The following is a 19633-nucleotide window of genomic DNA, read 5'->3' as shown; positions in this document are numbered from 1 at the left end:
TCTGTCTCTGGGTGAGAGTCGAGATGGTTAGACGCGTGTGGCTTGCGTTTGCAGCGCTTTGTATATTGTCGGCTACGTCCTGGGTGGTTCCTCGAACCGAGGGTTTGCCTGCGCTTGAGTCGCAGGGGCTTCGTTACGGGTTGATTGGGTTCGTTGCGTTTTTGTTGGTGCGGGGCCGGGTTCGGTTTGGGAGGGTGGGGCTGCGGGTGGCTGCGGCTGGGGTGGGGTTCTTTGGGGTTCCCATGGTGGTGGGGGAGTGGGCGCGGGTCGGTGTGCCGGAGATCAGCAGGTCGGCGTTGTTTGCCATGGTTCCTGTGGTTGTGGTGATGGTGGTTGCGGCGGGGGATGAGGAGCGTGGAGTCCGGCGGTTTCTTGTTCCGGCTTTGGTCGGACTCGGCGGGCTTCTGCTGTTGCTGCCGCTAAAGTTCTCCGGATCGCTTCGAGGGCGGTTGATGCAGGGTGCGGTGTGTCTTGCGGTGGTTTCGGTTGGCTTGTCGAGCGTGTGGCTCTATCGGCTGCTGCGTGGGTTGGCTCTGGCGGAGGCGCTCGCGGTTGTTGGTCTGAGTAACGGTGTGTTTCTGCTGGTTTGCAGTGCGGTTAGGGAGGAGTTCGTTTGGCGGTGGAGCAGGTTGGCTTCGGTGGTGTCGCTTTCTTCGCTGGTGGATGTTGCGGAGGTGGTGTTGCTGGTGTGGTTGCTGCGGGAGATGATGCCGGTGCGTTTTGCTGCTCGGTACCTGGTGATTCCGTTGCTGACCTTGCTGGAGAGTTATGCTCTGATGCGGCCTGAGCTGACGGTGAGGGTGATCTGCGGAGTGGTACTGCTTGCGGCTGGTGCGGGGATGCTACTGGCTTTGAAGACTGGCGAGGAAGAGACGATGCTGTCTCTTCGTTGATACTTTTCTGTGTAGACTTCTGCGCGGTACACTTTGGGCAATGGCTGCTTCCATGTACATTGTGGTCGAGGGCGACGACCCTGGGTTCGATATCTTTGTAAATGGGCGATCGCTGGCGCGACATGAAGATGCGCTGGAGCGTCTGGCTTTGCGACTTGGAGTCAGGCCGCTGATTGAATTCTTTTCGGCGGATGAGAATTCGATGTCACTGCTGATCGAAGAGGGTGCTGGGAACCAGGAGCTTCTTCGTCGGCTGCCCCCGCCGCAGTGGTACTCGCCTGCGGATGGATTGAAGACCGTGCGTGCTCTGTTGAGGACGCTGGAGGCTGATCCGCAACAACTGGGGACCGAGGGCGAGCAGGTGCTCTCGGAGCTGCTGGAGTACGCCCACGTGCTCGAGAAGACGATGGACCGGAAGATGCGGTGGCATCTGGCTGTCAGCTGGAGATAGTACGGACCCTGTGCTGGACTGCGGCGGGTACCCCCCTCCCCCATATGCGCTCGCAAGTAACTTATTATCATGAAGTTAGTGAAATGACCCCTTGGTAAAATAGTCATTACAAAAGGGTTACGCCCAAATACGTCCAAACAAAGGGTTTGCAGTCGTTTGCTCCTTGCTAAGAACAAGAGCCCCGGCGGTAGCCGGGGCTTTTTTTGATTCTTTATTGATTATAGCGTTTGGACCATAACTCATACGCCACGCGAATGTGCTGGACTGGCGCGGGGATTTGCGGTTTGGGGGCTTGACAGGAATTTTGAGCTGGAAGGACGCAAAGAGGCAGGCGGGAAGCATATAGGGACAAAGTCTCAGAGACATCGATCGAAGATTGATCCCTGGCGTTGATCCCGTTGCACCGGTCGACGCAAACGTTAGAGGGCGGATGCGGCGGTGGTCCTCTGAGTGGAACGTCGCCGGCTCATACGAAAGGTCATCAGGGGGTCGATGAGGTGATGGTCAAAGTTCCGTCTACAAAGTTGAAGGTGTAGTCGGACGCTTCCAGAGTTCCCTTTCCAATCTCGATGGTGTAGACACCTGCAGGCGATCCTTGTCTGGCATGCGTGACTTCTCTGGCATCTCCTGTGACTACTGTCGGCTTGTCGCCGTTTACGAAGCCGGCGATAGAAGAGGTGAGCGTGGGGATTGCGTGGCCAACGGGCACGCTCACACTTTTCGCGGTGACCGTTAGTTGGGCTCTGGTTGCTGTCAGTGCGAATGTGGCCGGGGCCGATACGCCAGAGACCGATGCCTCCGCCGTGAGGTTGCCGGATGCTTCAGCCGTTGCGTCTACCGACGCTTCGCCGTTCGCGCCGGTGACTGCGGTAGCGCTTGAGAACTTGATCCCTGCGCCGCTGAAGGTAATTTTGACACCCGAGACCGGAGTGCCATCGATGTCCTTTACGAGTGCAATGAGTGGCGCTGCAAACTTCGACCCGTAGATGGCTTTCTGATGAGAGCCTGAGACGCCCGCTATTCGGGCTGGGGGGCCGATGACCTTCTCCGAGAGGGCGTCGCTGCTGCTGGGCAAGTAGTCTTCATCGCCAAGGTAGCGGGCCTTGAATCTGAATTTGCCGGGTGTTCGAGCGGTCCAGGTGACGGTCGCTTGGCCAGTCTCGTTCAACGGCACTGTGGCGAAGGTGACAGCATCAACATTGATCCTTAGATATCCGGTTGGAGTTCCGGTTCCCGAAGCCGCTCGGACATAGGCTGTGAAGGTGATTTTGTCGCCTACTCTGACGGGATTGGCATTGGCAGTCAGTTGGGTGGTCGTCTCGAGCCGGACTGAATGTTTGGCAAAGACAAATTTGGAGACGAACGCATTGGCGTTGTCGGTCGAGCCGGTCGGATCGACTGGTTGAAATGCTCCGGCGGTGGTCGGGAAGTTCTGTGAAGAAGCTATTCCGGTCAAGTAAGCGTTTCCTGCGAGGTCGAGAACGATGGCTCTTCCATAGTCTCCAAATGCAAATGAATAACCTCCGTTTCCGCCGAGATAGGTCGAGTAGTCGAGAGCTGTGCCGTTGGGAGCGAGTTCCGTGACGAAGGCGTTGGAGGTACCGGCTGGTTCGGACCCTCCGTTGGAGCTTTGAAAGGCATCCTCGGTAACAGGGAAGTCGTGAGACTGTGTGTATCCGGTGACGAGTGCGTTTCCGAAGCGATTGACTGCCATGCCAAGTATCGAGTCGGAGTAGGTTCCGCCGAGATAGGTGGAGTAGATGAGAGCGGTCGCGTCGGGATTGAGCTTTGTGATGAAGCCGTTGGTCTCTTCGATGCCGGTGCTGCGCTTGATCGATTGAAATGCTCCGGCGGTGACGGGGAAGTCGGTAGATGCTGTAGATCCCGCCACGTAGGCGTCGCCTGACGAGTCGATCGCGATGGCGTTGCCGGAGTCCCCGCCGCTTCCGCCGAGATAGGTGGCATAGATCAGCCCCGTGCCTTGTGGATTCAGCTTGGCAACGAAGGCGCTTCCATTGAAGGTTTTGGCGGTTGTTTGAAAGACTCCGCTGGTCACGGGAAAGTCAGAGGAGCCAGAGACGCCGGTGACGTATGCGTCGCCTGAGTCATCGATCGCAATGCCGTTACCGTAGTCCTGCGTGCTGCCACCGAGGTAGGTGGAGTAGAGGAGCGCGGAGCCGGCTGGATTGAGTTTAGACACGAAGATTGACTTGCCGTAATCGTATCCAGCGGTGTCTGGGTTGTGGGTCTGAAAGGCTCCCGGAGTTACGGGGAAATTAGTCGATCCAGTATCTCCTGCGAGGTAGAGATCGCCAGCTGCATCTACTGCGATGCCTTCGACACCGTCGGGTCCGTTGGCCTGATCTCCGCCCAGGCGAGCTGAATAGAGCAGCGCGGTTCCAGCCGGGTTGAGCTTCACAATGAAGAGGCCACCGCCTGGAGCCTGGAAGGAGCCTGGTGTTACGGGAAAGTTGCTGGACGCGCCACCTGTGACGTAGGCGTTTCCGGAGCTGTCTACTGCAATGTGTGAGGGAGTTGAGTCGCCAAAGATCGCAGAGTAGACCAGTGCTGTGCCCGTCGGATTGAGCTTTGTGACGAATCCTCTTTCGATAGACGTCGATGGTCCTGCAAAGGCTCCGGGGGTGGAAGGGAAGGTATCGGATTCGGTGTATCCGACGACGTAGGCATTGCCCTGTGGATCGACGGCCATGGAGGACGGTGAGGTGTAGTAAGGAGTCACTCCTCCCAGATAGGTGGAGTAGGCGAGGGTGGGGTCGATGACCAGGGTTTGGTGGTGATCGTAGGCGCCCAGGGTGAAGGTGATGGAGTTGTCAGCCAGTAGTTTGAATTTGCCATCGATGGTTTGGCGGCGGCCGTTTTTTTCCTGGTAGACGAGTGGCTTCTGGAAGGCTATCTCGCCATTTTTTGCGCGGACGGTGAGGTTGCCGCTGGGGTCGAGCGTGAGCCTTTGCGCGCCGGTGAATTGGAGGCGCAGTGGTTTGGGGTCGGCTCCGGGAGCCAGGATGAAGTCGTACTCGAGATGCTGCTGGTTGCCGTAGTAGACCAGGTCGACTCCGGGGTAGACGCCTGTGTAACTGACCCGAGCGTAGGTTGGGATGTTGGTATGCCACTTAGTGGAGTCGCGTCCGATGAAGTAGTTGGCCGTCCCTGACAGTTGCTCGGCGCCGGTGACTCGTTGGGGGTGCGATGCTCCGACCAGTTCCATGCGCACTGCGTCCGTGTTTATGGATCTGGCGGCGTGATTCTTTTGCGGTGGAGACGAGTAGTCGGAGGCTGCTGGCGGTTCGGGCCTGGCGAGCGTGAGGACCGCTGCGGAGTCTGTGAGGAAGAGCGAATAACCATGGCCGCGCGAGAGAAACCTGACCTGGGAATCGGTCTGGCCCTGATTGGCTTCGAAACTTAACGGTAATTTTCCGTAGTCTGTCGCTGGGACAGGGTGGGCAGGATGATTCGACGCGGCCGCAGACGTCTGGGCCATTGCGGGTAGAGGAAGAAGGATGACGAGAAGGAGGGGTAATGATAGGTGCGGGTTCATAGACGCTCCATGGGCGCGATCAGAGGAGGAGGGAGAAATGCTACAGAGAAATAAAGGCCCAGGGGAGGAACGCGCAACGATAGTCTCGCAAATACTTGTGCGAGTCAACTGAAGTGTGAGCAAAGATTCAGGCCGGAACGTTGTGCGTGGGCTGCCTGTCCGGGGCGAGCCGATTTTAGTGGCGGGTCTCGGTGGAGGCGGTGGTTTGGGTGGTCTGGTCGCCTTCGCCTAGTTTGCGATGGAAGAGATTGAAGACCAGGCCGTAGAGGGTATGGGCGAGTTCGGGGTCGTAGCGGATGCCTTCGTCGCGCATGAAGGCGTGGGCTCCGTTGACCTCGTGCCAGCTGAATCTCTTTTCGAGTTCGTTGAGACGGGCGAGGACGGTCATGCGACCTTCGAGAGGAATGTGCGGGTCCTGGCGGCCCCAGATTAGGAGGAGTTCGCCTTTGATGTCGGCGGCGCGTTGGAGGGAGTCGTCGCCGCCATTGCCGAGGGAGCCTTTGTGGATGTCGGTGGCGTAGAAGCAGGCGGTGGCGAGGACGTCGGGGTTCATGGCGGCGCGGAAGGCGAGGTGGCCGCCGATGCAGATGCCCATGGCTCCGAGATGGCCGGTGCAGTCGGGGCGGGATTTGAGGTGGTCGAGTGCGGCGCGGGCATCGGCGTCGTAGCTGGAGAGCTCTTTGGTGGTCTTGAGGATGTTGCCGCGGTCGGAGCCGGTTTGGTCGTAGGCGAAGACGGTACCGGCGGGTTCGAACTCGTGATAGATCTCGGGCATGGCGACGATGTAGCCGTGGCCGGCGAGAATGGCGGCGGTGCGGCGGATGGGTGGGGTGATCTGGAAGATCTCGGAGTAGAAGACGACGCCGGGGTAGCGGCCGGGGGCAGCGGGGCGGACGATGTGGGTCCGCATGGGGCCTTTGGGGGTGTCGAGTGTGACGTATTCGTCGTTGACGATGATCATGCTTCCTCGACTGGTTCTTTGGCTGCTCGGGGTTCAGAGCTGGAGATAAGAGTAGCAAGGAATTGGTGATTGCGAATTAAACGGCATGTCCGACAGAGGATGTCTGTCGGACATGTTTGTTTGTGACTGGCGGAGTTTAGTGGTGGTGGTCGCCGCCGTGTTCTTCGTAGTGGGCGTGGCTTTCTACGCGAGGGGATGCTGGGCGCACGTAGGGGTGGGCGTAGGGGTGAACGTAGACGCCGCTGTTGTAGTAGGTGCGGGTCCAGGGGTGGTGGTCGATGAAGATGGCGTGGCCTCCCCAGCCGAAGCCTGCTCCGTACCAGCCGTAGACGCCGAAGGCCGGACCGATGGTAACGACGGGGCCGAAACGGATCCCTGTGCTGATGATGAATCCGGGGCGGGGGCGGTAGAAGACGACGGCCGGGCTGTAGATGGGGACGTAGTAGTAGGCGGGGTTGATGGGCTGGATCTCGAGGTAGCCGCCGTTGTCAACGACGTTGTCGTAGGAGTTGGGGGTGAGGTAGCCGTAGTCGTGGGCGACGCGGCGCTGGCGCTGGACGGCGTCCATGACGTCAGGGCGCTGGCTGAGGACGGCGTTGCCGAGCGTGCCGGTCCATTGGGGGTCGCGGGCCATCATGTCGAGGACGTTCGGGAAGGGGAGCAGGGCGAGGACGCTGGGATCCCAGGGGAGGTTATCGGTCTGGATGGCTTGGGCGAGGGAGTCGCCAGTCATGAAGCTATGCTGCTGGGCCCAGGTGGCGGCGTCGGGGATCTCGTTCCAAAAGGTGGAGGCGGTGAGGACCTGGGCGAGGAGCGGGTCTGGATAGAGGGCGATGCGCTGGACGAGCTGGTCGAGTTGCTGGGCGGCCATGGGTGGTGGGGGTGCCTGTTGTTGCTGATCGGGCGCGCCCCGTTGCTGTTGGTACTGGGGCTGGTCTTGCTGTGGGTAGGCTGGTGGATTTTGTGGGTAGGGCTGGGCTTGTTGCTGGTCGGGCGGCGGCGGTGGTGGCGCCTGACGTTCGATGGGGGCCTGGGCTAGGGAGATTGCGCTGAGAGTCAAGAGAGTTAAGGCTGACAGCGTTTTGTGAATGGTCTTCATACCTTCGTTATACCTGTGTTCCTTTGGCGCTTTGTGCACTATCACTAGACTCCATTTTGGAGAGGAAGTTGCTCATGATGCCGTGGCTCAGCCGAGGAGGAAGCGGAGGGGGCTGTCGGCGGCTTTGCTGATGCCGATGCGTGGGGTGGTTTGGATTTCGGTGGGATGGTGGCCGTCGTCGGCGATCCGGATGGCGGAGGTGGGTGAGGTTACGTCGAGGCCGTTGGAGTTGTTGCGGGTGATGTCGAGAGCCTGACAGAGACGGCCGGGGCCTCCGGTGAGGAGTTTGGGTTTGGCGTTGAGGGGGAGGCCGCGGAGATCGGCCATGGTTTCGAGGCCGTCGATTGGATCGAGGGCTCGGATGAGGACTCCTCCGGCTTCGCCGGGAAGATGCGAGGCGACGTTGAGACAGTAGTACATGCCGTAGATGAAGTAGACATACACGTGTCCGGATGGGCCGAAGAGTATTGCGTTGCTGGGAGTGAGACCGCGGGCTGCGTGGGATGCCGGGTCGATGAGGCCGAGGTAGGCTTCGACCTCGGTGATGCGGGCGGTGAGGCGCTTGCCTTGGAGGTCGCGGATGAGGAGTTTGCCGAGGAGTGCTCGCGCTACGATCTCGGGGGAGCGGGAGTAGAAGCTGCGTCGGAGTTGGCGGGTTTGTGGATGTGCTCTCCTATTCTCTGTGTGTTTTTTGACGACTACATCCTTTCATCCTCACCCGTCCGCTTCGCGTTAGGGATGGAGCGGTGGCCTCCTTCGAAGATGTGGGTGCAGAGGGTGCGGATGTCCTTGATGACTTCGATGGTCTTGTTCATGGGTACCCCCTCCCCGGGGTACTTTCTTGCGCAAAATCTAGTGAGAAAAAGGCTTGGGTCTGGACTTCTGTATGTGGTGAGTTTGAGAGGGCCACCCGTCCCCGAGGTATCTTGATTCAATTGAGAATTCACCGTACTATTCTCGAACTCATGTCGGCCCGCTGCACTTGGAGTGGAAGATGACTGTTAAGACGATCGCGGAGCTTCTCGAACAGATCTCAACTCGGCGTGTGCGACCGACAATCGCTGATTTCCTATTTCTGCGACTCCTCACTGACGCAGATAGTGCCGATACGCAGACTATGCTTCGAGAGAATAGTTCATTAAGTGAAATCCGCGATCTCTTGTCGGAGGCCGTGAGTGGTGATGAACCCACGTGCTCCGAAGCCTCTTCCGCATTGCTCGCCTGGCGCGAATCTATTATCGCTGAAGAAGCTGGGGATCGAGATTCGTCGATTAAACACTCGAAGGCGATAATCAGCTATACAGACTGCAGTAGATTTCCACTAACATGCGGGCAAGCTTATTTGAAAATTGGTACCGCACTTGCGGTCAAATCGCAAACCCGAAAAAAGACGGATGAGAACATCCTGACAGAAGCTATTCAGAACCTGGAGCAATCACTTTCAACTTTTGGAGAATCGGCAATGCCGGATCTGAGATGTTTAGCTCACTACGATCTGGCGCGAGCTTTTCACGGGCGATGGATGAGGGCAAGTGATTGGGATGAAGACGCTGGCGGTAGCTCGAAAGAGAACGCTATCCGGCATGGAACTGCAGCGTTGCACTTAATGGACGCCGGATGCCAGATAGGTGATCGCCTCGCTCTGACGAGAATTATGATTGAACTACTAATTTCAGACAGAACGTCTTATCAAAATAAGGAGACGCATTCACAAATTGCAAAGATGGTGGAGGGCTTGTTAGCGTCCAATGACGCAGCCAGGCTTGATCCTGATACAGCCGAAGCTTTCCAGAATATTCTAAAAGAAAATACTTGAGGCTTGAAAATGGCGATGGGTTCAAAGAAAGGTCAGGTTAAGGCTCTAACGGAATATCTGTACCTAGATAAGTCAAGAATTCGCAGCTATGCTGAACAGATCGGCGCGACGCTATCTAGCGATAAGCGACCTGAATGGAAAGTCGGTCTTTCCCTCACTGGACCTTCCGTCGAAGGGAAACAGAGCGAAACCGTTCGTCCTACGACTGACCCTGAGATGGTTGATGCTCTAGTTGCACATTTAACGGAGCATGGCTCATTGTTGCTAAGTCGACCGAAATCTGAAGAGGATGCTCTTGCTCACCAACCTCAATTTGTGTTGGAAACCATGCAGGCCAGGCAGATCATATTCCATTGTGAGCCACAATCCGTGGTGACAGGCCTCCGAGATCTCGTAGTTTGGGTGTCAAATCCAATTGAGAAACCCGACGTGACTCTGAGCGAGGAGAAACGGTACAGAGCACGAGGTATGTTTGTTTATCTTTTGGTCGGCTTCTGGGACGACGAGCAGTCTACGCGTGCTTACTCGATGAACACCGCGCTCAATGTACTTTTGAGAACACTGGAAAGTTTAGGTGCTAATAAGGGCGAGAGCGACGGAACCAGACGGGACTTCGCGTCGCCGACAGCAATTCTTGAGCGCGCAGGTGGTTTCCGAGGCGAGGTAAGAACTATCAGAACCCTCTATACGGTTCGCGCCGTTTCGGAAAATAAAGTGGTAAGTGTGGAAGGGACGACAATTCGTTGCAACGATTTGTTCGGATACCCCCTTTTCATTGCGACAGCCTAGCTATTTGAGTAGAGGGCTATTGCGGATCAAGACGATTAGGTTGGACTGGCGCTACGGTTCGTAGGAACCGCAGCGGACGATTGAAGCTCAGCTGAATAAAAATTCTTTGGTGCGTAATTCCTTTACTGTGTCGCGGAGCTTGGCGGCTTTTTCGAATTCGAATTTTTTGGCGGCTTCGCGCATGTCGGATTCTAGTTTGCCGATGTAGACGTCGAGTTCTTGCTGGGTGGAGAAGTCGGGCATGCCTTCGGCTTCGTCGGTGAGATCGGCGTAGTCGGCTTTGAGGATGCCGGCGAGGCCCATCTCTATTGGGCGGATGATGCTTGCGGGGGTGATGCCGTTTTCTTCGTTGTAGGCGACTTGCTTTTCGCGCCGGCGGTCGGTCTCGTTGATGGCGCGCTGCATGGAGTCGGTCATCTTGTCGGCGTAGAGGATGGCGCGGCCTTCGACGTGGCGCGCGGCGCGGCCGATGGTTTGGATGAGAGAGCCTTGCGAGCGGAGGAAGCCTTCTTTGTCGGCATCCAGGATGGCGACGAGGGAGACCTCCGGAAGGTCGAGGCCTTCGCGTAGGAGGTTGATGCCGATGAGGACGTCGTACTCGCCTTTGCGGAGGTCGCGGAGGAGCTTGATGCGTTCGAGGGTTTCGATCTCGGAGTGCATGTAGCGGCAGCGGACGCCGACTTCGGTGTAGTAGCTGGCGAGGTCCTCGGACATGCGCTTGGTGAGGGTGGTGACGAGGACGCGTTGATTTTTTGCGGTGCGGTCGCGAATCTCGGCGAGGAGGTCGTCGATCTGGCCTTTGATGGGGCGGATCTCGACCTGAGGATCGATCAGGCCCGTGGGGCGGATGATCTGTTCGACGACGACGCCTGCGGATTTTGTGAGCTCGTAGGCGCCGGGGGTGGCGGAGACGTAGATGATCTGGCCGGTGCGGGACTCGAACTCTTCGAAGCGGAGGGGGCGGTTGTCCATGGCGCTGGGGAGGCGGAAGCCGTAGTCGACGAGGTTTTGCTTGCGGCTGCGGTCGCCGTGCCACATGCCGTGGAGTTGCGGGACGGTGACGTGGGATTCGTCGATGAAGAGGAGATAGTCCTGGGGGAAGTAGTCGAGGAGCGTGGGTGGCGGCTCGCCGGGGAGACGGGCGGAGAAGTGGCGGGAGTAGTTCTCGATGCCGTGGCAGAAGCCGACGGATTTGATCATCTCGAGATCGAAGCGGGTGCGCTGGTGGATGCGCTGGGATTCGACCAAGCGGCCTTGATTCTCCAATTCTTTTTCCCACCACTCCATCTCTTCGATGATGGAGTTGACGGCGGTGGTCTTGCGCTCGGGTTGAACGACGTAGTGGGACTTGGGATAGATGGGGAGGCGGGAGTATTTTTGTTTGACGGTGCCGAAGAGGGGATCGATCTGGGAGAGTGAATCGATTTCGTCGCCGAAGAGCTCTATACGGTATGCGTTTTCGTCATAGGTTGGGTAGACCTCGATGATGTCGCCGCGGACGCGGAAGGTGCCTCGGCGGAAGTCTACGTCGTTGCGCTCGTAGAGGATTTCGACGAGGCGGCGGGTGATGTCTTCGCGTTTTATCTTCTGGCCCTTTTCGAGGAGCATCAACATGCCGTAGTAGGCCTCCGGCGAGCCGAGGCCGTAGATGCAGGAGACGGAGGAGACGATGATGGCGTCGCGGCGTTCGAAGAGGCTGCGGGTGGCAGCGAGACGAAGTTTATCCAACTCTTCATTGATGGTTGATTCTTTTTCAATGAAGAGATCGCCGGCGGGGATGTAGGCTTCGGGTTGGTAGTAGTCGTAGTAGGAGACGAAGTATTCGACGGCGTTGTTGGGGAAGAAGGTTTTGAACTCATGGTAGAGCTGGGCGGCGAGGGTTTTGTTGTGTGCAAGGATGAGGGCTGGGCGCTGCAGCTCTTCGATGACCTTGGCCATGGTGAAGGTTTTGCCGGAGCCGGTGACGCCGAGAAGGACTTGATCTTTTTCACCGGCGTGGATGCCGGAGATGAGCTCGGCGATGGCGCGGGGCTGGTCGCCCTGGGGCTTGTAGGTGGTCGAGAGCTGGAAGTCCATCTCTATAGGATAGTTTATTTAGAACGGAGGATGCGATGAGTGTGGGAACTGAATTGTGGCTGGTGCGGCATGGCGAGACGGAGTGGAGTTTGAGTGGGGCGCATACGAGCCGGACGGATATTCCGTTGACCGACCATGGACGCAAGCGGGCAGAGGAGCTGCGGGATTATTTGAAGGGTACAAAATTTGACGCGGTGTTTGAGAGCCCGATGCAGCGCGCGAAGGAGACCTGCGCGATTGCCGGGTTTGGCGACCAGGCTGTGGTGGAGAACGGTTTGAAGGAGTGGGACTACGGCGTGTACGAAGGGAAGACGACCAAGGAGATTCAGGCGGAGATTCCTGGGTGGTCGGTGTGGAAGAACGAGATTATCGGCGGCGAGACGGTAGGGCATGTTGGGGAGCGTGCGGATGGAGTGATTGCTCGAGCGCTGGCGGCTGCTCCGCAGGGCGGAAAGGTGGCGCTGTTTGCGCATGCTCATATCCTGCGGATTCTGGCGGCGCGGTGGATCGGATTGCCTGCCACGGGCGGGAGTTTGCTGGCGCTGGGGACAGGCAGTGTGAGTGTGATGGGGTGGGAGCGGGAGACGCGTGTGATTTCGAGCTGGAATCGTGGGTTCGAGTAGAGCTAGAAGTTTTTGATGTGCTGGGGTTGTAGTCCCACTCCAACGAAGCGGGCTGGGAGATTTTGGAAGCCGGGGATGCTGGTGAGGATGCGGAGCGCGAGAGGTGGGTGGATGGGTCCGGGGTTGCGGAGGACTCGGTTGAGTATGCGGTGAGCGAAGACTTGCACGCGCTGAGTGTTGCGAACTGCGTTTGCGCGATAGTGCTGCACCTGGGCCAGATTGTGCGGGCTGAGGGTGTTGGAGAGTAGAGCTTCGGTGAGGAGGTTGGCTGCGGCGACGGCGTCCTGGATGGCGATGTTGATGCCGATGCCTCCGACGGGAGACATGGCGTGAGCCGCGTCACCGATGCAGAGGAGGCCGGGGGAGGACCACTCGAGGAGGCGGTTGACCTGGATGGTAAGCAGCTTGACCTTGTCCCAGGAGTCGATCTCGGCGGTGCGGCCGGCGAGGAAGGGCACGATGCGTTCGATGCTTTGTTGGAAGGCGGGTAGACCTTCCTGCTGGATGGCGGGGAAGGTGCCTTTGGCGATGATGTAGCCGACCTGGAAGTAGTCGTTGCGGTTGATGAGGATGATCAGTCGGCCGTAGTTGATGTAACCGAGTGCGTTTTCGGGGTCGGAGGGTTGGCGTGCGATCTTGAGCCAGAGGACGTCGACTGGGACGCCGACATCCTGGAGCTGCAGCTGGCCGGCATCGCGGGAGATGGCGTGGCGGCCGTCGCAGCCGACGGTGAGCGTGGCTGGAATTTCGGCTGGGCCGTCGGGTGTGTTGGCGTGGACACCGATGGTGGCGCCGTTTTGCTGGATGAGGCCGGTGGCTTCCCAGCCCATGCGCAGAGTGAAGGCGGGAAGGTGGCTGGCTTGACTTGCGAGGAAGTCGAGAAAGTCCCACTGCGGCATAAGGGCGATGAACTTGCAGTGCGTGGGGACGTGAGAGAAGTCGGCTATTGGAAAGCGCTGGCCGCCGATGGTGGCGGAGAGCGCTGCGACCTGTGAGTGTGGGATGGTCAGGAACTTTTCGAGCAGGCCGAGTTCGTGTAGAAGGTCGAGCGTGGAGGGGTGGATGGTGTCTCCGCGGAAGTCGCGGAAGAAGTCCTTGTGTTTTTCGAGGACTGTGACCTGCACGCCGGCGCGGGCTAGGAGAAAGCCCAGCATGATGCCTGCGGGACCACCGCCGATGATGCAGCAGGTGGTGGCGAGCGGGTTGGGCGTAGCGGCCATGCGTGGTGTTGAGGGTAGCAAGCCGCGGGGAGGGCGTCAAAAGGTTTGCTAAGAATTTGCGAGGACGAAGGAGAGCCAGTCGGCGGGGGCGTGCGCGAGGTGATCGGGCGGGGCATCTTCGAGGGAGTGGGGCTTGAGGCCGAAGGTGCAGCCGATGCTGCGGGCGCCACAGTTGCGGGCGGTGAGGACGTCGATGTCGGTGTCGCCGACCATGATGGTTTCGGCGGGGGTGATGGTGTGGCCGGAGAGGGTGGAGGCTTCGGAGATGAGGGCTTCGAGGCCGTGGGGGTCGGGCTTCTTGGTGTGGAAGCTGTTGCCGCCGTAGTTCTGGAAGAAGAAGCGGGAGAGGCCGAAGTGATCGCAGATGTCGCGGGAGGGATGGACGGGTTTGTTAGTGAGGACAGCCATGAGGATTTCGGGGTGTGTGGCGCGTATGGCTTCGAGGGCTTCGCGGACGCCGGGGTAGACGTAGGTGTAGTCGAGTTTGTGGATGCGGTAGTAGTCGAGGAAGAATGTTAGCGCTTTGGTTACATATTGGTCGTCGGTAATGTCGCCTTCGGGGTCGCCGATGGCGCGGCGAACGAGCATTGAGGCTCCGTCGCCGATGTAGCCGGAGATGACGGCCTCGGGGAGGGTGGGCTTGCCGAGGTGGGCCAGGGTGGCGTTGACGGAGTTGCAAAGATCGACGCGGGAGTCGATGAGGGTGCCGTCGAGATCGAAGACGATGAGGCGGGGAGGGGCTGCGAGAGGCATGGTTAAGGGTAAACGATGGCACGACTGCTTTAAATGAGAAGACGGCGGCTGCGATTTTTGTTCGCGCCGCCGTCTTATGCTTTTTGGGGAGGACTACTTGATCTGAATGTCGCCGGAGCCGGTGCCGATGCGGAGTGTCGGGCCACCGCCGCCTACGACCGCGCTGACGTGGTGGCGGTTGAGGCTGCCCTGCATCGTCATAGGCTGAGCGACGCTGATGTTTCCGGAGCCGGTGTCGGCGTCGAGGTTGAAGTGGGCGTTGCCGACGGTGAGATGGACGTTGCCGCTGCCGGTGGAGAGCTTCCAGTCGCTGGTGGGCTGGCCTTCGGCGGTGATGTCGCCGGAGCCGGTGCTGGCTTTGAGTGCTCCGGAGAGGCCGTGGAGCTGGATGTTGCCAGAGCCGGTCTCGGCCTTGACGTCGCCGGGGCCGGTCTGTTGAAGTTCGATGTCGCCGGAGCCGGTGCCGAGAGTGGTCATGCCCTGAACGCCGTGGACGTGGACGTTGCCGGAGCCGCTTTGTGCTTTGACGGAGGCTCCCACGTCCTGAATATCGACATCGCCGGATCCGGTGGTGGAGTTGATGGTGGAGGCGCGCGGGAGGGTGATGTCGTAGTCGATGGAGATGTTACGGAAGAGGTCGTTGTTGTGGCGCTCGCCGATGGTGATGTCGTTGCCGCTTTGGACGATAGGCGGGTTGCTGATGATCTGCTGAATGCGGCTGTCGGTGTCGGAACCTCCGCTCATCCAGCCGTGGCTGGAGTGGAGATGGGCGACGATGTGGACCTGATCTCCAGAGCCGGGATGGAGACGGATCTGGCCGGAGCCAGTGGAGACTGAGACGTTGGGAGAGCTGCCGGCGCTGAGGGTACGCTCGAAGTTGCCGTCGGCGGCGAATGCGGTCGCTGCGGCGAGAGTGAGCATTGCGGCGGTGGAGGCGAAGACTGTGATCTTCATGGCGTTCCTTTTTTCGACTTTTCGACTCTGGGTAACTGCGGTTTAGATGTTAGCTCGTCGGGTTGCGATCTTTGTGCGCTCGATCTGGCGGACTTTATTGTTGCCACTGGCCTAGCAGGTTATTGCTGAAGGATGACGGTGTCGCCGGGGTTGAGGCCGGCGAGGATCTCGGTTTTGGTGCCGTTGGAGATGCCGGCCTTGATGTCGATCTTTCTGCGGCCGGTCTTCTGTTTGGGGTCAGGGACTTCGACGGAGGCGTTGCGGTCTTTGTCGTAGAGAACGGCCTGCTCGGGTACAGTGAGGACGTTTTTGTGCTCTTCGAGGAGGATCTCGGCGTTCGCAGTCATGTTGGCTTTGAGTTCGCCGCCGGGGTTGTCGATGGAGACGCGGACCTCGAAGGTAGTGACGTTATCTTTTTCGACGCCGAGGGGCGCGATCTTGGTGACTTTGCCTAGAAAGGTCTTGTCTTTGAAGGACTCGACTTTGATGCGGGCCGCCTGACCCATGTAGACCTTGCCGATGTCGGACTCGTCGACCTTGCCCTGGACGTAGACCTGGTTGGTGTCGCCGATGGTCATGACGAGAGTGGCGGTAGAACCGAGAACGAGGATGGAGCTTACGGCATCGCCGATCTCGACGTCGCGGGAGAGGATGGTGCCGTCCATCGGAGAGATAACGGTGGTGTAGCCGAGTTGCTCTTCGAGTTGCTTGAGAGACGCTTTGTTCTGGGCCACCTGTGCTTCTGCCTGACGGAGTTTTGAGGCATCTACTGTGATTTGAGAGACGGCCTTGTCGCGGGTGTTGGCTGCAGAGAGGTACTTCTGCTGGGCGTCGTCGAGAGCCTGCTGGGAGACCACGCCTTCCTTGGACATCTGCAGGTTGCGATCGTAGGTGTGCTTGTACATGGGGAGGTCGGGCGCTTCGGCGTTGACCTTGTCGTACTGGATGGAGGCTTCGGCGGCACGGGCGTTTGATTCCGCTGCGGCGAGCTGGGCTTTTTGGGCGGCTACCTGGTCGAGAATCTCCTGCTGGTCGAGTTGGGCGAGGACCTGGCCCTGGTGGACGTGGGCGTTGATATCGGTGTCGAGGCGAGTGACGATGCCTGAGGCTTTAGATTTGACCTCGACTTTGGTGATGGGTTGGACCTTGCCGGTGGCTACGACGGACCGGGCAATGTCTCCGCGCTCTGCTTTGGCTAGTTGCGAGGGCTCGAACTTGGTGGTGTTGCCGCGGGCAGCTGCGACAACTCCGAGAACGACGGCTAGGACGAGGACGCTGAGGCCAGCCCAAAGCCATGTTTTCCGTTTGTTTTTACGCTGCGTAGCCAATTGCTTGCTCCCGTTAGTGCTGCGGATATGAGTCTTCGGAAGGTGGTTACGCAGGAATACGCTGCGCGGTTCCGTCGACTGCGAAAAAGTTTACGTGAAGGTGCGGCGATGTTGCAGAGTCGACGTTTAGACGGGGGGAGTTGGGAGGGAGGAAGCAGTGAGGCAGGAGCGAGTCTGTGAATTTATGCGTACTTTCGGAGTACGCCGAGAACCTTGCCCTGGATGCTGACATTCGCGGCCGGGGCGTAGATGGGAGACATCTCGGTATTGGAGGGTTGGAGGCGGATCATGCTGCCTTCCCGGTAGAAGCGCTTGAGGGTTGCGTCGGAGCCGTCGATGAGAGCGACGATGATCTCGCCCTCGCGTGCGGTGCGGGTGCGCTCGACGAGAACATAGTCGCCGGAGACGATGTGCTCATCGCGCATGGAGTCGCCTCGTACCTCGAGGGCGAAGACTTCGCGATTGCCAATGATGTCCGAGAGGGAGATGCTCTCTGCGCTCTCGATTGCTTCGACGGGCTTGCCGGCGGCGATGCGGCCGAGCAGAGGCAGACGGTCTGAGCCCTTTCTGCCGCTTCGAACGGGGAGCACGTCAATGGAGCGGCTGCGGTTGTGTGCGCGCTGGAGGAGGCCTTTGTTCTGGAGATTGGTGATGTGTTTGTGGACGGTGGCGAGAGAGCTGAGACCCAGGCCGCTGGCGATCTCCTCGTAGGAGGGCGAGTAGCCATTCTTCTGAGTGAAGCTGGAGAGGAAGTCGATGACCTCTTTTTGTCGCCGTGTAATTGCCATGCCGATGATTGTAGCGAATAAAAAGCGAATTGCAAGGTGGTTTAGAGATTTATTTCCGGGAGGTATTCGAAGCGGTCGCACGCGGCTTGGGGCAAGAGCGAGAGATATGCTGATTTCATGAAGATTAAGGAAGGTTGGATTCGGATCTTTGGGTTGGCGATGGTGTGGGCGCTGATGGTCTCGGTGGGGCGGGCGCAGGAGCGTGCGCAGAAGATCGCGGAGCTGGGTAGTTGTCCTTTGGAGAGCGGGAAGGTGGTGCTGGATTGCCAGGTTGGGTACCGCACCTTCGGTGCGATGAATGCTGATGGGTCAAATGTCGTGGTGATGCCGTCCTGGCTGAATGGACGAAGTGAAGATCTGATTCCTTACTTCGGCGGGAAAAACACAGGACATCGGCTGGTGGATACGTCGCGATTCTTTGGGGTGGCGTTCGATGCTTTCGGGGATGGGGTTTCTTCGTCGCCGTCCAATAGCAAGAGACAGCATGGGACGGAGTTTCCGGTCTTCACGATGGAGGATATGGCGCGGGCGCAGTATCGCGTGTTGACGGAGGTGCTGCATGTGCATCATGTGCACGCCGCAGTTGGGCTATCGATGGGCGGAGAGCAGGTGTTTGCGTGGGCGGTTCTGTTTCCTAAGTTTATTGATCGTGCAGTGCCGATTGTGGGGACGCCGCAGGTGACGAGTTTTGATCTGCTGTCGAAGCAGATTGTGATCGACGCCATTGAGGCGGACCCGGAGTATATGCATGGGCGGTATGTGACGGAGCCACAGTTGAAGCTTGCTAACGCGATTGGGACACTGATGGTGAGCGCACCGCAGTATAGAAATGCCGAGGTGCCGAGGGGGCGGTTTGCTGAGTGGATAAAGATGGTGGAGTCGCCGCAACGACAAGATGCGAATGACAGGGTGTGGCAGGCGAAGGCGATTATGCATCATGATGTGCTGCATGGAAGAACGATCGACGAGGTTGCGCGGGGAGTGCCGGTCAAGTTTCTGGTGATTGTGGCGGCGGAGGATCGAATGGTCACTCCGCAGCCTGCGCTGGAGTGGGCGAAGGCTGTTGGGGCGGAGACGTATATTTCGGCGGGAAGCTGCGCGCACTTGATCATGAACTGTGACGCTGAAGCTGTGTCGTTACGGGTGGAGCGGTTTTTGGCGCAGTGACGCGGCTATTCCCATTTTGAAATCGGTCACAGAAAACTTCGCGAAGAAGTCTTGTCAGGACAGGTCGGATGCACCAGTGTAATAACACGCAACCGAAACGGTAATGTGATTTCGGTTGAGTGTGATGACCTGAAGATCTTGATTGTGCCTTGGGAGACACGAAATGCGAGTTTTGATTGTGGAAGATGACGCAGCACTGGGATTGTTCCTCCAGAAGGGTCTGAAGTTGGAGGGACACCAGGTGGATTGGGTGGGAGATGGCGAGGCCGGGTTGCGGCACGCGGAGGAACATCGTCCGGACTTGATCGTGCTGGACCTGAGTCTTCCACGAAAAGATGGGACCGAAGTGCTGGAGGAGATGCGCGGGCGCTTCGATGAGACCTCGGTGCTGGTGCTGACTGGCCGCAGCTCGGTGGAAGAGCGGATCAAATGTTTGAACCTTGGCGCGGATGATTGCTTGTTAAAGCCCTTCAGCTTTCATGAACTGACGGCGCGGTGCCGGGCGCTGCTGCGGCGGAGGGAGCAGTTTGCCGATCCGGTGTTGCGGCATGGCGACGTCGAGCTGAACCGGATGGAGCGCAAGGTGATGCGGAATGGACAGCTGGTGGATCTTACGGTGAAGGAGTTCAGCCTGCTGGAGTTTTTGCTGATGCGGCGTGGGCAGTGCTGCAGCCGGAGCGAGCTGCTGCGGGATGTGTGGCAGATGTCTCCCGATGCCGGGACCAATGTGGTGGATGTTTACATTAACTATCTGCGGCGCAAGCTGGCGGCGGCTAGTGTGGATGGCGACCTGGGGTACTCGGTCATCGAGACGGTGCGGGGAGAGGGTTATCGGATGAGTAGCGGGCGCAAGAGTGTGGGCCGGGTTGGCGTGCTTCCGGTGAGTGCGGCGTATGCCGGTGCGTGAGCTGGTGCAAGAGGCAGGTCGCGCAGAGTTTGTGGAGCGCCTTGATGTCGCGTTGCACGGTCTTTGCCAGCCGTTGACGGTGTTGCAGTGCAGGCTGGCGATGGGCGAGATGATCGGAGAGCCGGATGCGATGCTGGAGGCAATTCGAGAGGCTTTGAAAGAGTGTGTGCGGTTGAACCAGACGGTTGGAACGATGAGGACGATGTTGCAGCAGGTGAAGGCGGATACGAACGACGAGAGGATAGGGTGACG

17 protein-coding genes and 1 pseudogene are annotated in these 19633 nt (G+C 58.8%); 8 read left to right on the top strand and 10 right to left on the bottom strand.

Translation table 11 applies throughout. From position 1 onward, the window contains the following. Positions 1-104 precede the first annotated feature (104 nt). Positions 105-893 (top strand): hypothetical protein, encoded by a 789-nt coding sequence (locus tag HDF12_RS12610; RefSeq protein ID WP_179583904.1) that lies wholly within the window; start codon positions 105-107, stop codon positions 891-893. 52 nt (positions 894-945) lie between these two features. Beyond that, on the top strand, positions 946-1344 hold the full coding sequence (locus HDF12_RS12605) for a hypothetical protein (protein ID WP_257025646.1): 399 nt from the start codon (positions 946-948) through the stop codon (positions 1342-1344). A gap of 481 nt (positions 1345-1825) precedes the next feature. Here the strand turns inward: HDF12_RS12605 and HDF12_RS12600 are convergent, their stop codons facing one another. From HDF12_RS12600 to HDF12_RS12585, 4 genes and pseudogenes are all read right to left on the bottom strand, one after another. Further along, complete coding sequence (locus HDF12_RS12600; protein ID WP_179583901.1) at positions 1826-4900, bottom strand: DUF7948 domain-containing protein; 3075 nt, start codon at positions 4898-4900, stop codon at positions 1826-1828. A gap of 175 nt (positions 4901-5075) precedes the next feature. Continuing rightward, entirely contained in the window at positions 5076-5861 is a 786-nt protein-coding gene (locus HDF12_RS12595; RefSeq protein WP_179583899.1) for a dienelactone hydrolase family protein, read from the bottom strand. A 136-nt stretch (positions 5862-5997) separates the two neighbouring features. Then, positions 5998-6960: a DUF3300 domain-containing protein gene (locus tag HDF12_RS12590; protein WP_179583897.1), complete on the bottom strand. Its 963-nt coding sequence runs from the start codon at positions 6958-6960 to the stop codon at positions 5998-6000. An 87-nt stretch (positions 6961-7047) separates the two neighbouring features. Further along, positions 7048-7605: pseudogene (locus tag HDF12_RS12585) on the bottom strand (DNA-3-methyladenine glycosylase); the annotation flags it as partial. 349 nt (positions 7606-7954) lie between these two features. On the opposite strand from HDF12_RS12585, the gene HDF12_RS12580 reads away from it, so the two are divergent. Together HDF12_RS12580 and HDF12_RS12575 are read left to right on the top strand one after the other, a co-directional pair. Beyond that, complete coding sequence (locus HDF12_RS12580) at positions 7955-8776, top strand: hypothetical protein (protein WP_179583895.1); 822 nt, start codon at positions 7955-7957, stop codon at positions 8774-8776. A 9-nt stretch (positions 8777-8785) separates the two neighbouring features. Then, positions 8786-9565, top strand: a complete 780-nt coding sequence (locus tag HDF12_RS12575) for a hypothetical protein (RefSeq protein WP_179583893.1) — start codon at positions 8786-8788, stop codon at positions 9563-9565. A gap of 87 nt (positions 9566-9652) precedes the next feature. Here HDF12_RS12575 and uvrB read toward each other — a convergent pair whose 3' ends face one another. Then, entirely contained in the window at positions 9653-11641 is a 1989-nt protein-coding gene (gene uvrB / locus HDF12_RS12570; RefSeq protein WP_218892453.1) for an excinuclease ABC subunit UvrB, read from the bottom strand. 35 nt (positions 11642-11676) lie between these two features. Here uvrB and HDF12_RS12565 point away from each other — a divergent pair, with 35 nt between their 5' ends. After that, on the top strand, positions 11677-12264 hold the full coding sequence (locus tag HDF12_RS12565; RefSeq protein ID WP_179583891.1) for a histidine phosphatase family protein: 588 nt from the start codon (positions 11677-11679) through the stop codon (positions 12262-12264). A gap of 2 nt (positions 12265-12266) precedes the next feature. Here the strand turns inward: HDF12_RS12565 and HDF12_RS12560 are convergent, their stop codons facing one another. The 5 genes from HDF12_RS12560 to lexA all read right to left on the bottom strand — a co-directional run bounded on the left by HDF12_RS12560 (position 12267) and on the right by lexA (position 17307). Then, positions 12267-13484 carry an FAD-dependent oxidoreductase gene (locus HDF12_RS12560; RefSeq protein WP_179583889.1) on the bottom strand — a complete coding sequence of 406 codons (1218 nt, stop codon included), beginning with the start codon at positions 13482-13484 and terminating at the stop codon, positions 12267-12269. Between the two features lie 48 nt (positions 13485-13532). Then, entirely contained in the window at positions 13533-14237 is a 705-nt protein-coding gene (locus tag HDF12_RS12555) for an HAD family hydrolase (protein ID WP_179583887.1), read from the bottom strand. 93 nt (positions 14238-14330) lie between these two features. Continuing rightward, on the bottom strand, positions 14331-15191 hold the full coding sequence (locus HDF12_RS12550) for a DUF4097 family beta strand repeat-containing protein (RefSeq protein ID WP_179583885.1): 861 nt from the start codon (positions 15189-15191) through the stop codon (positions 14331-14333). Positions 15192-15310: 119 nt separating this feature from the next. Further along, a complete protein-coding gene (locus HDF12_RS12545) occupies positions 15311-16519 on the bottom strand; it encodes an efflux RND transporter periplasmic adaptor subunit (RefSeq protein ID WP_179583883.1) in 1209 nt (402 codons plus the stop codon). Between the two features lie 182 nt (positions 16520-16701). Continuing rightward, on the bottom strand, positions 16702-17307 hold the full coding sequence (gene lexA, locus HDF12_RS12540) for a transcriptional repressor LexA (protein WP_179583881.1): 606 nt from the start codon (positions 17305-17307) through the stop codon (positions 16702-16704). Positions 17308-17424: 117 nt separating this feature from the next. On the opposite strand from lexA, the gene HDF12_RS12535 reads away from it, so the two are divergent. From HDF12_RS12535 to HDF12_RS12525, 3 genes are all read left to right on the top strand, one after another. Further along, positions 17425-18474, top strand: a complete 1050-nt coding sequence (locus tag HDF12_RS12535; RefSeq protein WP_179583879.1) for an alpha/beta fold hydrolase — start codon at positions 17425-17427, stop codon at positions 18472-18474. Positions 18475-18637: 163 nt separating this feature from the next. Beyond that, the gene (locus HDF12_RS12530; RefSeq protein ID WP_179583877.1) at positions 18638-19381 is read left to right on the top strand and encodes a response regulator transcription factor; all 744 of its coding nucleotides are present in this window, start codon (positions 18638-18640) and stop codon (positions 19379-19381) included. Next, positions 19368-19631, top strand: coding sequence for a hypothetical protein (locus HDF12_RS12525; RefSeq protein WP_179583875.1), 264 nt, complete (start codon positions 19368-19370; stop codon positions 19629-19631). The genes HDF12_RS12530 and HDF12_RS12525 overlap by 14 nt, the downstream gene beginning before the upstream one ends. The last annotated feature ends 2 nt before the right edge of the window (positions 19632-19633 follow it).

The sequence above is a fragment of the Tunturiibacter gelidiferens genome (genome assembly GCF_013410115.1).
Lineage (GTDB): Bacteria > Acidobacteriota > Terriglobia > Terriglobales > Acidobacteriaceae > Edaphobacter > Edaphobacter gelidiferens.
Note: the sequence above shows the minus strand (reverse complement) of the source record. Positions and strands in the feature narration are given on the sequence as shown.